Consider the following 12,941-nt stretch of genomic DNA (forward strand, 5'->3'; position numbering starts at 1 on the left):
AAAAAGCTGGAGAAACTCCAACTTTAGATGAAAGGTGGTTAATATTTATGTATCATTCAAATAATAGATATCGGGAAATTGGAACTGCATGGTATGGACGTCATGTTGTATTGGTTTATTGTAATCCCGTTACCAATCAATTTTTACAGCTTTATAAGAGTCTTCATGCTCCAACAGAGCCGCCACATCCAAATTGCGCGGAAACAATCTCCCAATTTTTAAGCATTGGCTATAAAATTGCTGCCATTGCTACCCTGTCTCATAACGAGGTACAATACGTACTTGTCAAATAGAATTACTTATTCATCCAGCTGATTCCAATTGTATTTTCACCAGCATGGACCCCTATAGCTACTCCGAGTGGGTAAGCCTCGATTGAAATATGGTCTGGTGCAAATTCTCTTATCATTTCTTTCCATTCCTTTGTCTTGGAATCGTCCAAGCCGTATAAAATATAGATCTCATCCAATTGATCACGCTCGACTGCATCTTTTAGATAACCTACTATTTTACTCGTTGCCTTATTTTCAGAACGTACTTTTTCTTTAACTGACAGAGCCCCATCGATAATCTGTATGACCGGCTTTATTTGCAGCATACTGCCAAGAAAATATTGGGCTGTGTTCATTCGCCCACTTCGATGCAATTGCTCTAAGCTTCCGATGATCACATATGTTTCTAGTTTCTGAGCTAAATCGACAATAAGCTTTTCAACTTCCGCCGATGTCCCACCATTCTGTATAAGCTTCATGCCTTCTTTTATTAATTTTGTCATTGGATAGGTTAAAATTTTTGAATCGATTACCGTAACAGGGATATTTACTAATTCTGCTGCTTGTCTTGCAGACGAAACAGTCCCACTTAATTTTTCAGAGATATGAACAGAGATTATTTCATCATATTTATCTTCAAGACTATTATATAATTCCACAAAGCTTCCAATGGAAGGCTGTGATGTCTTTGGAATGGTCTTGGCCGTTTTTAGCCGTTCAAAAAACTGGGTCGGCGTAATCGTAACCCCATCAAGGTATTCTTCCTCATCAAAGAAGATGGTCATTGGGATGACGTATATATCCTCATGATTTGAAAGCTCTTCATCTAAAAATGCTGTACTATCAGTAACCCATGCGATTTTACCCATAAATTCGCCTCCTTGTAAATATGCTATAACTATTTTACTATATATCACAAAACAATATTATAGAAATGGGTAAATTATCTGAAAATTTAATCCTTTAGTCGTAGAAAAAAAAGGCATGATTCGCCCCTTATATGATCGCTTTATGAAGTTGATGAATGGAATCAATGATATAGTCAATCATCTCAAGTAAGTCATCAATTTGGTCTTCATGGATTAATCGGTGAAAAATAATTTTATTATTGACCGTATATTGATTTTTTGAACCATACATGAACGAAATTTCCTGTTGAATCTCTCTTGTTTCACCCCAGATGGTGGTAAGTACTTGTTGGGCCAAAGGACAAGCGTCCAATGACTCCAAATTAAAATTAAATCCTATTTCAAGGAGACATCCTGGGTTTCGATTCTTATTTCTAAGTTCAGCAACTAGATTATCAAGATCCATTGTCAAATCCATATAGGCTTGGATTTGGTCAATTGTTTTGTCTCTGAAGGCAATGTGATAGTGCCTGCCCATTTTTGCCAAATCGACCTGGTCTTGACGATCGATAATCACGATCTTTCCTTCTAAGTCTAAATCATAAAGGGCGCCTTCGATGACGACCTTTAAGTTTTCAAATACAGTTGGATCAAACATGTGCATACCTTCCTTTTTCGAAAAAAGCGGGACGAACCCTTGAAATAAAGACTTGGCTATTTTTCCAGCCGGCATTAGAGATTCGTCCCAAAGCAAAAAGTTAAAACAACCCGACTGCCTTTCCGTCTTCAGTCACACCCATGTTGAGGGCAGCTGGTTTTTTTGGAAGTCCTGGCATGGTCATGACATCACCGGTTAAAGCAACGATAAAGCCAGCCCCAATAGATGGTCGGAATTCACGGATAGTAATGGTGAAATCAGCTGGACGGCCTAGTAAGGTTGGGTCATCGGAAAGTGAATACTGAGTTTTCGCCATACAGATTGGGAGATTGCCCCAACCGAATTTCTCGAAATCGAGTATTTGCTTTTTCGCCTTAGAAGAAAACTCCACATCCTTCGCCCCATAAACCGTCTTTGCAATCGTTTTTACTTTATCTTCAATAGAAGAAGATAAATCATAGATCGGTGCAAAATGATTTTCTCCAGTTTCAATGACTTCAAGAACTTTCTTTGCAAGCTCAATTCCACCTTCTCCACCCTTTTCCCAAACCTCTGTAAGGGCAACTGGATATGAATGTTCCTCACACCACGTTTCAATTTTCTCTACTTCTTTTTCTGTATCTGTAACAAAGCGATTGATTGCGACTACAAACGGCAAACCAAAAGCTTGAACCGTCTCAATATGCTTTTGCAAGTTCTCTAAGCCCTTAGATAATGCCTCGACATTCTCTTCTTTGAGATTTTCCTTTGCAACACCACCGTGCATTTTCAAAGCGCGATTTGTCGCAACAATGACAACCGCCTCTGGCTTAATATCTGCATATCTTGCTTTAATGTCGAGAAACTTCTCAGCACCAAGGTCTGCACCAAATCCACCCTCTGTTAATACATAATCGGCTAATTTTGCCGCCATTTTAGTGGCAATAACGGAATTACAGCCGTGAGCGATATTGGCGAATGGTCCACCATGAATTAATGCAGGTGTATGTTCAAGTGTTTGAACTAAATTCGGTTTAATTGCATCCTTTAATAAAAGCGTAAGTGCCCCTTCTGCACCAAGGTCACTAGCTGTGACCGGTTGTTTATGTATATCATAGCCTACTACTATTTTAGATAACCTCTTCTTCAGATCCTGTAAGTCTGTTGCAAGGCAGAAAATAGCCATAATCTCAGATGCAACAGTAATATCAAATCCGTCCTCTCGGGGAACACCTTGCGTCGGACCGCCAAGCCCAACAATCACGTTACGTAAAGCACGGTCATTTAAATCTACAACTCGTTTCCAAGAAACACGTCTTACATCAATTTGAAGCTCATTTCCTTGGTGGATATGGTTATCAAGTAAGGCGGACAAAGTGTTATTTGCTGTCGTAATCGCGTGAAAATCACCGGTAAAATGAAGATTAATTTCCTCCATCGGAATTACCTGTGAATACCCACCACCTGTTGCTCCACCTTTAATTCCCATTGTTGGCCCGAGTGACGGTTCTCGCATTGCGATCATCGCATTTTTACCAAGCTTTGCAAGACCTTGTCCAAGTCCAACCGTAACTGTCGACTTCCCTTCACCAGCTGGCGTAGGATTAATTGATGTTACGAGAATGACTTTGCCATCCTTTTTCTTTTCTAGGCGCTTCATCACATCCAACGAAATTTTTGCTTTGTAATGACCATAGGGTTCCACTTCTTCATCAAGTAAATCAAGTTGCTGCACAATCTCCTTTATCGGCTTTAACTCAGCCTCTTGAGCAATTTCAATATCAGACTTATACTTCGTTGAAAATCCCATGTACATTACCCCCATGACTTATTCGTATAGTTCTTACCTTATCATCTCTATCTTACATTATTCAGTATGTAAGTATAAAGGAAAACCTCTATTTAATGGATTTCCTTTATTACGTAAAACGAATAAAGATATTTTAATTGATATTCATGTGTGAATTGTTGTAAAATTTCAATTATACGATAAATAGGGGGATGATAGGATTGCCAATTAATATACCTCAAGACCTTCCAGCGAAAGAAGTGTTGGAATCTGAAAATATATTTGTGATGGATGAAGACCGTGCTTATAGCCAAGATATTCGTCCACTTAATATAGTAATCTTAAACATTATGCCTGAAAAAGAACGAACAGAAACTCAGCTCCTTAGACTTCTAGGAAATTCTCCATTGCAGTTGAATATTACGCTTTTATTTCCAGAAACTCATGTCGCCAAAAACACTGGAAAAAATCATCTTGATAAATTTTACACATCATTTTCTAGCATCAAGCACAAAAAATTTGATGGAATGATCATTACAGGTGCCCCCATCGAGCACCTTTCTTTTGAGGATGTGAATTATTGGGAAGAACTCAAAGAAATCATGGAATGGACGAAAACAAATGTGACTTCGACCCTACATATTTGCTGGGGAGCACAAGCAGGACTTTTTTATCATTATGGGGTTAAGAAATATCCTCTACCTGAAAAATGTACAGGTGTATTTCACCACCGCTTGGTAAATAAGGATGTTAAACTTGTTCGTGGTTTTGATGATTTCTATTTTGTCCCACATTCCCGGTTTACAGAGGTTACACTTGAAGAAATAAAAAAAACAGAAGGATTAACCTTGTTGTCTGTTTCTGATGAGGCAGGAGTGTGTTTAGTTACCTCAAATGATGGCAAGCAAATTTTCCTAACAGGGCACCCTGAATATGATGTCAACACATTAAAAGAGGAATATGAACGCGACCTTGCAAAAGGAAAAGTAATTATCCCAGTTAATTATTTTCCTAATAATGATCCGGCCAATCCACCTATTCATAGCTGGAGATCGCATTCATACCTGCTATTTGCGAACTGGCTCAATTATTATGTTTATCAGGAAACACCATATGACTGGGAATAAAAAAGAGGTATCTCACGGTCGAGATACCTTTTTTAATTCTTCTTTAAAATAAACACCCACATAAATGATAACGCCTGTTTTAGCTCCCTTGGCAGCCCCTTTATCATCTCTTTGTTTACAGCATCTTTATAAACCGGTTGACCATCGACAACCGTCCAGCCATTTTCTGAAACCAATTGTTCAAATTCCCATGGCATCATCGTGTTTTGGATGACTTTTTTACCGTACAAGCGTGAATAAGCATGTTGCCGAGGACCTGCTGTTGGACCCAACAGCCCCGCACAAAAGATACCACCTGGTTTTGTCACTCGCTTGATTTCATTGATCGCCTGTAGTGGATCCTCAGTCCACTCAATTGAGTTAATGGCCATAACCCCTGAAAAAGTTTCATCCTCAAAAGGAAGTGCACTTAAATCGCCTTGTACAAATGAAAGACCCTTAGACGTGCTTCGTTTGTTTGCTTTTTCAATCATTTCAGTTGAAATGTCCGTACCTATCACCTGATAGCCACGCTCAGCAAGTAAAAATGACCCGAAACCGTCACCACAGCCCGCATCTAAGAGTAAAGTATCGTTCTGAAGGAATTGTGTAAAAAACGGATTAATCGTGGAACGGCTCCCCGAATTCCACATTGCTTGGCTTTGTTTGCTCCAAAAATCCGCACGATCATCCCATTGCTTTTCCGCCTCTTCATGCCATTTGAAATCAGTCATCCTATCCGCCCTCCCCAGTATCTACCAATCATTATAACAAAGAAAAACAATGAGACACCAGCCTCATTGTGATTACGTAATATGTATTTTTTTATCTTGATCAAGACGATGCTGCTTATAATACGTTACGATATTTCTTACATAATCTTTGAAATCAGGGCATGTCAATCCGCCTTTTTCAAGAACTTTTTTCGCTTCACTTGCGTCATACTGCGTTGGACATCTAAAATATTCAACCGCTTCCTTCTCTACCCCAAAGAATTTCCGCATAAAGGACAAAGAGAGTCCAAGTTCTACTAGTGTTGGAGAAATCGTCCATGTTGGCTTTTTACCCAGTAATTCCTCACAAATCATACGGTATAAATCTCGTGCTTGATGTGGGTTCGGATCTGTAAGATGAAAAGTTTTCCTTTCTGCTTCTTCTGCCTCTGATAAATAAACCGTAGCATTAATCAGGTAGTCGTACGGCACAACATTAAATAAGACATCCCCCTTCCCTAAGTGAGGAATTGGCATAAAGCGGATCCGGTCTAAAATCCGCATGATAAAATAAGGTCCATCGAATTTCGACGTCTCACCGGTTTCGGAGTTTCCTACCGTAATTCCAGGTCGAATAACGGTATAAGGAACATCCTTAAGCTCCTGAACAAGTACCTCTGCCTTGTATTTTGTTTCTTCATAATGATTTTTAAATTGCTGACCCATTTGAAGTTCAGTTTCTCTAATCAGGCCAGTACGGTTTCCCGATACATATGCCGTACTAAAATACACATATCTTTCCAAATGTTGTAATGATTGAACGAACTGATTAATATTTTTTGTCCCCTCGACATTTACTTTTTCCGCGATCAGTTGTGGTACAGCCAAATCATATATAGCAGCTAGATGAAAAACATGGGTTAATTTTTCACGGAGTAGATCACTATCCTCCTCTGAAAAACCAAGTGATTCTTCGGTGATATCCCCTAGTTTTACTTCAACCTTATCTAAACCTTTGATTCTCTCATTTGCTAATTCAAATTGGCTTGGATGAACCAATAATACAAAACGAGCACTTTCGTATTTTTGCATCAATGCATGTAGCAGTCTTGTTGCTAAAAAGCCCGGAAAACCAGTCATTAAAACATGCTTCATACTTTCACTCCTTTCCAAAATTAAGCCAGACGCACTACTAAAGGTAGATGCTTATAAATATTCTTTTAGATTATATTCGCGTAAAAGCCCCTCTAACTTTATGGCTTTGCCAATATCCCCTTTTATTTTTAGTTTTCCTGTCATGAAAGCTGCAGTCCCATTTAGCTTTCCTGCTAAAAATTTTCTAAAGTTTTCGAGCGATAAAACTAAGGTACAATTTGCACCCTCCACCTCTTCAGATACTTTCGCTTTACCCTCCGCTAATTGGAGTTGAAATGTCCCTTCTTCATCCCCAGTAATATTGAATTGATAAATAACATTCACGCCATCAATTGGACCTGGGTTTTGATTAATAACTTTTTCAATTTTTTCCATTAATTCTGGTAACCTAACATTTTCCATTTCATTTACCATACTGCTAACCTCCTCTAAAAACCTAGTAATATACGATTTGAAAAACGAGTACGCAATCGTATCCGCCATTCAAAAAAAGTCTAATCCTGCAATCCTAGATTTACGAACGCAGAAATAACAATGCGGTTGAGCAAACGAGAAATTTCTTCAAAATGAAGTTCTTCCTCTGTTGTTTCAAAAAAGAACTGCATAATAACCTCATTGATAGCCCCAACCATAGCCTGGGCAACAATTCTCATTTCTTTTTGGGTAACAGTTGTTGGGAGTTCCGTTTCTACAGTCTGTAAAATGATGGTAGCAAACACTTGGTGTGACCGTTGCCTAACTAATTCCACATTCCGAGATACGCCAACGGATTCCACTAGTAAAATTTGAGCCACATTTTTGTTTTCAAAGCAAATTTGGATATAGCAATTAATCCCTGCAAATGCCTTGTATGTCATTCTTTCTTCCTTTAAAATGGCATGCTTTACTTCCTCGGCCATTTCATCGCCCAGTTGTTCAAACAAGGCAACCATAAGATCCTCTTTACTTTTAAAATGCTGATAGAAGGTTGTCTTTGAAACTCTTGCCATTTCCACAATTTCAAGCACAGATGTCTTTTGGTACCCCGCTTCGGTAAAAAGCTTTAATCCCGCAAATAACATTTTTTCTCTTGCCTCAATTGGCATTTCTGTCACAAATAACAACATTCATCCATCCATTCTTGTACGTGTACGTATCCGTATTTCATTTTTATTGTATAATCAAGAGTATATAATTTCAAGAAAATTTAAAAACATTCAGTCGACATGAACTTATCGACTGAATATTCTTTAGTTCCCATTTGGCACTTTTGCCGGAAACTCAAATTCTATTTTCTGAGTTTGCTCATTCCATTTCAAATATGCATCAAAGGTTTTATTGTCCTTTTTAAAGCCTTTTATGAGATTTGTCTTATTCCCTGAAAGAAGCTTCCCCGCATTTGTGTTCGAAATCGTTTTCCCTAATATCTTCCCTGAAATAGTGAATTGGCATCCATTTGTTTTATAGTTTGCACAGCCATAAAATTTGCCTTTATTAATCACATTACCTCCACATTTCTTACAGGTTCCTACCACTGTTCCGATTTCTTTTTTCTTATATTTGCTTTTTGGAGAGCTCACGCTTTCCACATTCACATTGGAAAGGTCCCATTCTCCACTTTGTTCCTTCGCATCGTTGATAATCTTTTGAGAAAGCTTTTTTGTCTGAAGCATAAAGGATGCTGGTGAAGCTTGTCCTTGTCCTATTTCATGGAGGCGCTGTTCCCATTTTGCTGTCATTTCAGGAGACGCAAGGATTTTATCACCAATTACATCAATTAAAAGAATACCTTTTTCCGTTGCAAATACTTGGTTCTTCTCAACCTTAATGTAATTCCTGTCTTTAAGCATGGTGATAATGCCAGCACGTGTTGCTTCTGTGCCAAGTCCTTCCGTTTTAGCCAAAATCTTCTCCAATTCATCATTCTCAATATGCTTACCAGCCGTTTTCATCAGTGTAATGAGTTGCCCTTCGGTATATCGCTTTGGTGGTTGAGTTTTGCCCTCTTTTGTGTAACTTTTTTCAACCACACCAGATTCACCTTTTTCAAGTGGAGGCAGAATGACATCCTTGTCCTTTCCATCTTCTTCAAATAGGACTTTTCTCCAGCCCTCCTGGAGCATCACCTTTCCCTTTGTAATGAATTCAGCACGCTTGTCCACCAACGTTCTAACAGATGTATAGTTAAAAATGGCTGGCTGATAATGGGCAGCAATTAATCTCTTTACAATGAGGTCATAAATCTTCTTCTCATCGCCTGATAGCTTGTTAGGATCTGGGACCTGCTCCGTCGGAATTATGGCATAGTGATCTGTTACCTTCTTCTCATTCACATAGCGAAAATTATTATAAATAGATGTGATTGGAGTTGGAAAATAAGCTTGATAATCTTCTAGTTTTTGAAGCTTTGAAAAGATATCAGGAATGGTTTGAGCCTCTCCTTTTGTAATATAGCTCGAATCGGAACGCGGATACGAAATAATTCCTCTCGTATAAAGGCTTTGTGCCACATCTAATGTTTTCTTCGGCGAAAATTTAAATGCCTTGTTTGCAGTTGCTTGAAGGCTTGACAAATTAAACAATAGAGGTGGTTGATATTCCTTCTTTTCGATTTTCACTTCAGCTATTTCAGCAGACTTATTCCTACAAAATGCTGCAATTTTCTCTGCCATTTCCTTAGTAGAAACGCGTGACTCGTTATCCTTCATCCATTTTCCTTCAAATTGTTTGCCAGCGATTTGAAAGTCCGCAAAAACCTCCCAAAAAGCTTGAGACTTAAAGTTCGCAATTTCTTTTTCCCGTTTAACAATTAACGCCAACGTCGGAGTTTGAACTCTTCCAGCGGAAAATACGTCAGAAATTCCTTTTTGTTTTAACAATAAAGTATAAACTCTTGAAGCATTCATGCCGACAATCCAATCAGCACATGCACGTGCTTTTGCTTCATAGTAGAGATTTCTTGTATCCTGCTCTAACAAGAGATTTTGAAAACCTTCCTTCACTGCCTTTTCCGTTAAGGAAGAAATCCATAAACGCTTCAATGGCTTTGTTACCTTAGCCATCTCAATAATATTTCGTATAATCAATTCCCCTTCACGACCAGCGTCACCGGCATGAATGATTTCTGTAACTTCTGGTTTTCGGAGAAGATTTTTGATAATCGTAAATTGTTTTGATTTGGACCTCATGACCCGATATAAGAAATGGTCTGGAATGATAGGAAGGGTTTCAATTCGCCAGGTTTTCCACGCAGGATTATATTCTTCTGGGGGTAACAACTCGCAAATATGGCCTACTGCCCATGTAAAATAAGCCCCATTTGGAAATAGGGGATTGGGTGCAACCTCAATAAACCCTTGAGATTTCTTACTCCTGAAAGGAGCAGCAAGCTTCATCGCTTGATCAGGTTTTTCCGCGATTATCACTTTCATAATTATCCTCTTTTCAATAGTACTAATCATTTAATTGTATCAAAATTCAATTGTATAGTGGAATAAAGATTTTGTGGGAGAATATGGAGCTGGTATGAGGAAGATAACGAGCTAAAAAACCATTCATGATGGTTTTTTAGCTTCTCTTCTCTGCAAATACATTTGTGTTTGTTCGACAAGATGATGGATGGATATGACCGTTAATTCCCCGTGCTGTACAGTTCCTACAGCAAAGCGACCTTCATCATCCTCCACAATAAAAGAGGTTCCATGATCAGCGTCCAAAATTTTATCACAAATGGAAATGATTTTATTATACAAATCATCTTTATTGAGATTCATACTTTTTGTTTGTGAGGTAAACCGGATAATGAGTTCTTTACCATTATAATTGTATCGGAACATTTTAATAACCTCCATCTAATCTGCTAAAACGCGTTCGATTTGAATTGTTTTTTGAACAGATAAATCGATTATTGTATTGGATACCTCAACTAATGGATTTAATAAATCATATGGATTAATATACTTAATTTTTCCTATTTGACCATCTGTTAGCAATACATGATGACCAATTAATGCATTCATAATTTGCTGTAAAAATGGGACTAAAATGGTCGGATCAAGCTTACCGAACATATCGTCATTCATTTGTTTGATGACCTGATAGAATGGTGTTGCATCATGATAGACCCGATTTGATGACATAGCATGAAAGACATCTGCTACTGCTACAATTTTGGATAAATAACTGATTTTGGAACCCTTTAAGCCGAAAGGATATCCTTTCCCATCCTCCCTTTCATGGTGCTGGAGGGCAACTAGGCTTATTTCATGGCTAATTCCATCCGTGTTTTTTAAAATTTCATAGCCATACATCGTATGTTTTTTTACAATTTCATATTCAGCTTTCGTTAATTTACCCGGTTTATTTAAGATTTCGGTGGGGATTTTTGTTTTACCAATGTCGTGCAAGGTCGCTGCGATGGTGAGTGCTGATAAATCCTCATCGGATAATGAAAGCCATTTTCCTATTAACGTCGCAATGACACCCACTCCGATATTATGTCGATATGTATAATCGTCTGCAGATTGAAGCTGGTAAAACAAATAAAAAAATTGCGGAATTTCGGACGCAGTTTGGATAATTGGGATAACAGTCTGTTTAATTTCAGCAAGCGGTAGCTTCGTATGTCTTTTTACAAAATAAAAAATATCTTCTACCTGGTCAATCGCTTCCTCTAGCTTCCCGGTGATGATTGATACGGGTTGTTTAATTGAAAGTTCACCATTGTAACCGTTATCAAGACCATCAATAATACTATCAAATTCTTCAGGCTGAATAACAGTGATTTTTGTTTGATCGTTCTTCATTTTGTATGACTCCCCAACTAAAGCCTTGTTTCTATTATTATATCAAAAACTGGAAATACCACAATAATTATTTGAAAATACAAAAACATTAACCAACTTTTGTAAGCGCATATATATTTAGCAGAATTTTTTTCCAAGAATACGTAAAAACCCCTCTATTCCCTTGACTTAACACGATTTTGGTTGTATATTATAAGCATCATTTAGCTAGAAGTTTAGTATTTTTTTTATAATATTAGTATTGTTAAAGATACATAAATGAGTGGCTATCTGATAAAAATTTTCACGCTGCACGGTTGTGCCGAAGGTTTAGGAGGAAAAGCATAATGCAAAACGGTAAAGTTAAATGGTTTAACAACGAAAAGGGATTTGGCTTCATCGAAGTTGAAGGTGGAGACGATGTATTCGTACACTTCACAGCTATCCAAGGTGAAGGTTACAAATCTCTAGAAGAAGGTCAAGAAGTTTCATTTGAAGTAGTAGAAGGAAATCGCGGACCTCAAGCTGCTAACGTTGTAAAGCTATAATTCAATTCTTACATTTTATTTGAAGAATGTGAAACCAAGGCTGATTTTTTATCAGCCTTTTTTGGGGCTCTTTATCTGAAAGAGCCCTTCTTTATTATGATAATTTTTCCCCATACTCCTTCAGCTTTTGACCCACTGTACAATTTTTTATACAGAAATTTTGCGCATACCGTTTACCATATTCCTTCCGAAAATATTCTCTTACGAAACAATCTTGGCAATAAGTGTCAAGCATTTCACCAACTTCCAAAATAAGTTCTTTCCGTTTCATACCATTCAACTCCTATTTTAATCAGGTTCACTTCTGTTCATTTTAACAATCATCATTATCCTGCAGGTTTCACTTATTTTATGAGTATGACAGGTAGGCTTAATTACTTAACCTTTTATTTCAAATTTACTGGAAACGAACGTCCCTTCCAAAGCTTGTGTAGCAAGTCGATCTGCTTCTGTATTTTGCTTACGTCCAATTGGATGGTAATTAGGTTGAATCCCCATTTTTTTAATTTTCTCCTCAATTCGATCCAGCCACCTATTCAGGTTTTCCTCAAAGCATGGCCATTCTCCAGAAAGCTGGTTTAACACAACATGGGAATCCCCTTTAAAGGTCACTGTGGAATGGTGCACGCCTAATTCTTCTAATGTATTTAGCATCAACCAAAATGCAGCATATTCTGCTTCATTATTTGATTCCATCTCTTCAAACATTTCATTGACTCTAACACGATATGGTTTTTTGTTTTGTGTATAATAAATGGCAACGCCTAAACCGGCCTTACCAGATTGTATATCATATCCCCCATCAAAATAGGCTACAATATCCTGAGGTTCAGTTTCAATTTCTTTAATCAGCTTAATGAGTTCTTTCTTCGTCCATTTTGTTTGTCGCTCATCATAAAAAACAAGATCCTTCGTACGTCCTGTTCGCTCAAAGTCTTCTGCTAATCGTAATGCCTCTTCAGCAGAAACCTCATCAGACATCAAGGTGATGACTTGATTTTTTGGCGTTTTATATGTCCATTCTAGCTTAAGCTTCATTACGCTCATCCTCTCTTGTGGAACGTATCTTCATTTTTCCTAATTTTTAACTCATTATACACTTTTTCCATT

The 12,941-nt window shown here is 37.8% G+C and carries 15 protein-coding genes; 3 read left to right on the forward strand and 12 right to left on the reverse strand.

The window, feature by feature from the left end:
- The first annotated feature begins 47 nt into the window (after nt 1-47).
- Nucleotides 48-293 carry a hypothetical protein gene (locus DZB84_RS10825; protein WP_116352278.1) on the forward strand — a complete coding sequence of 82 codons (246 nt, stop codon included), beginning with the start codon at nt 48-50 and terminating at the stop codon, nt 291-293.
- Nucleotides 294-295: 2 nt separating this feature from the next.
- Here DZB84_RS10825 and DZB84_RS10830 read toward each other — a convergent pair whose 3' ends face one another.
- The 3 genes from DZB84_RS10830 to DZB84_RS10840 form a co-directional block, all read right to left on the reverse strand.
- On the reverse strand, nt 296-1,141 hold the full coding sequence (locus DZB84_RS10830) for a DegV family protein (RefSeq protein WP_116352279.1): 846 nt from the start codon (nt 1,139-1,141) through the stop codon (nt 296-298).
- Between the two features lie 127 nt (nt 1,142-1,268).
- On the reverse strand, nt 1,269-1,778 hold the full coding sequence (locus tag DZB84_RS10835; protein ID WP_142759838.1) for a hypothetical protein: 510 nt from the start codon (nt 1,776-1,778) through the stop codon (nt 1,269-1,271).
- A gap of 100 nt (nt 1,779-1,878) precedes the next feature.
- Entirely contained in the window at nt 1,879-3,567 is a 1,689-nt protein-coding gene (locus tag DZB84_RS10840) for a formate--tetrahydrofolate ligase (RefSeq protein WP_116352281.1), read from the reverse strand.
- A gap of 200 nt (nt 3,568-3,767) precedes the next feature.
- On the opposite strand from DZB84_RS10840, the gene metA reads away from it, so the two are divergent.
- On the forward strand, nt 3,768-4,673 hold the full coding sequence (gene metA, locus DZB84_RS10845; RefSeq protein WP_116352282.1) for a homoserine O-acetyltransferase MetA: 906 nt from the start codon (nt 3,768-3,770) through the stop codon (nt 4,671-4,673).
- Nucleotides 4,674-4,705: 32 nt separating this feature from the next.
- On the opposite strand, the gene DZB84_RS10850 is transcribed toward metA, so the two are convergent.
- The 7 genes from DZB84_RS10850 to DZB84_RS10880 all read right to left on the reverse strand — a co-directional run bounded on the left by DZB84_RS10850 (nt 4,706) and on the right by DZB84_RS10880 (nt 11,304).
- Nucleotides 4,706-5,386 (reverse strand): class I SAM-dependent methyltransferase, encoded by a 681-nt coding sequence (locus DZB84_RS10850; RefSeq protein ID WP_116352283.1) that lies wholly within the window; start codon nt 5,384-5,386, stop codon nt 4,706-4,708.
- Nucleotides 5,387-5,458: 72 nt separating this feature from the next.
- Nucleotides 5,459-6,520 (reverse strand): SDR family oxidoreductase, encoded by a 1,062-nt coding sequence (locus DZB84_RS10855; protein ID WP_116352284.1) that lies wholly within the window; start codon nt 6,518-6,520, stop codon nt 5,459-5,461.
- Nucleotides 6,521-6,571: 51 nt separating this feature from the next.
- Nucleotides 6,572-6,934, reverse strand: coding sequence for an SCP2 sterol-binding domain-containing protein (locus DZB84_RS10860; protein ID WP_116352285.1), 363 nt, complete (start codon nt 6,932-6,934; stop codon nt 6,572-6,574).
- Between the two features lie 80 nt (nt 6,935-7,014).
- Nucleotides 7,015-7,626 (reverse strand): TetR/AcrR family transcriptional regulator, encoded by a 612-nt coding sequence (locus DZB84_RS10865; protein ID WP_116352286.1) that lies wholly within the window; start codon nt 7,624-7,626, stop codon nt 7,015-7,017.
- Between the two features lie 123 nt (nt 7,627-7,749).
- Nucleotides 7,750-9,930: a DNA topoisomerase III gene (locus DZB84_RS10870; protein WP_116352287.1), complete on the reverse strand. Its 2,181-nt coding sequence runs from the start codon at nt 9,928-9,930 to the stop codon at nt 7,750-7,752.
- A gap of 123 nt (nt 9,931-10,053) precedes the next feature.
- A complete protein-coding gene (locus tag DZB84_RS10875; RefSeq protein ID WP_116352288.1) occupies nt 10,054-10,335 on the reverse strand; it encodes a hypothetical protein in 282 nt (93 codons plus the stop codon).
- Nucleotides 10,336-10,350: 15 nt separating this feature from the next.
- Nucleotides 10,351-11,304: an HD-GYP domain-containing protein gene (locus tag DZB84_RS10880; protein ID WP_116352289.1), complete on the reverse strand. Its 954-nt coding sequence runs from the start codon at nt 11,302-11,304 to the stop codon at nt 10,351-10,353.
- A gap of 326 nt (nt 11,305-11,630) precedes the next feature.
- Between DZB84_RS10880 and cspD the strand changes: the two genes are divergently transcribed.
- Nucleotides 11,631-11,831, forward strand: a complete 201-nt coding sequence (gene cspD / locus DZB84_RS10885; RefSeq protein WP_010283969.1) for a cold-shock protein CspD — start codon at nt 11,631-11,633, stop codon at nt 11,829-11,831.
- 94 nt (nt 11,832-11,925) lie between these two features.
- Here the strand turns inward: cspD and DZB84_RS10890 are convergent, their stop codons facing one another.
- Both DZB84_RS10890 and DZB84_RS10895 read right to left on the reverse strand, forming a co-directional pair.
- Nucleotides 11,926-12,102: a zinc-finger domain-containing protein gene (locus DZB84_RS10890; RefSeq protein WP_116352290.1), complete on the reverse strand. Its 177-nt coding sequence runs from the start codon at nt 12,100-12,102 to the stop codon at nt 11,926-11,928.
- Between the two features lie 107 nt (nt 12,103-12,209).
- A complete protein-coding gene (locus DZB84_RS10895) occupies nt 12,210-12,869 on the reverse strand; it encodes a ribonuclease H family protein (RefSeq protein ID WP_116352291.1) in 660 nt (219 codons plus the stop codon).
- Nucleotides 12,870-12,941: the final 72 nt, after the last annotated feature.

The organism is Bacillus sp. HNG, from assembly GCF_003400205.1.
Lineage (GTDB): Bacteria > Bacillota > Bacilli > Bacillales > Bacillaceae_L > Ferdinandcohnia.

Bases quoted from the DNA above. Each gene is read 5' to 3' on its own strand.
- DZB84_RS10895 (WP_116352291.1), bottom strand. From the start codon at position 12,869: ATGAAGCTTAAGCTAGAATGGACATATAAAACGCCAAAAAATCAAGTC.
- DZB84_RS10830 (WP_116352279.1), bottom strand. From the start codon at position 1,141: ATGGGTAAAATCGCATGGGTTACTGATAGTACAGCATTTTTAGATGAA.
- DZB84_RS10825 (WP_116352278.1), top strand. From the start codon at position 48: ATGTATCATTCAAATAATAGATATCGGGAAATTGGAACTGCATGGTAT.
- DZB84_RS10850 (WP_116352283.1), bottom strand. From the start codon at position 5,386: ATGACTGATTTCAAATGGCATGAAGAGGCGGAAAAGCAATGGGATGAT.
- DZB84_RS10890 (WP_116352290.1), bottom strand. From the start codon at position 12,102: ATGAAACGGAAAGAACTTATTTTGGAAGTTGGTGAAATGCTTGACACT.
- DZB84_RS10835 (WP_142759838.1), bottom strand. From the start codon at position 1,778: ATGTTTGATCCAACTGTATTTGAAAACTTAAAGGTCGTCATCGAAGGC.
- cspD (WP_010283969.1), top strand. From the start codon at position 11,631: ATGCAAAACGGTAAAGTTAAATGGTTTAACAACGAAAAGGGATTTGGC.
- DZB84_RS10880 (WP_116352289.1), bottom strand. From the start codon at position 11,304: ATGAAGAACGATCAAACAAAAATCACTGTTATTCAGCCTGAAGAATTT.
- DZB84_RS10860 (WP_116352285.1), bottom strand. From the start codon at position 6,934: ATGGTAAATGAAATGGAAAATGTTAGGTTACCAGAATTAATGGAAAAA.
- DZB84_RS10855 (WP_116352284.1), bottom strand. From the start codon at position 6,520: ATGAAGCATGTTTTAATGACTGGTTTTCCGGGCTTTTTAGCAACAAGA.
- DZB84_RS10865 (WP_116352286.1), bottom strand. From the start codon at position 7,626: ATGTTGTTATTTGTGACAGAAATGCCAATTGAGGCAAGAGAAAAAATG.
- DZB84_RS10870 (WP_116352287.1), bottom strand. From the start codon at position 9,930: ATGAAAGTGATAATCGCGGAAAAACCTGATCAAGCGATGAAGCTTGCT.
- DZB84_RS10840 (WP_116352281.1), bottom strand. From the start codon at position 3,567: ATGGGATTTTCAACGAAGTATAAGTCTGATATTGAAATTGCTCAAGAG.
- DZB84_RS10875 (WP_116352288.1), bottom strand. From the start codon at position 10,335: ATGTTCCGATACAATTATAATGGTAAAGAACTCATTATCCGGTTTACC.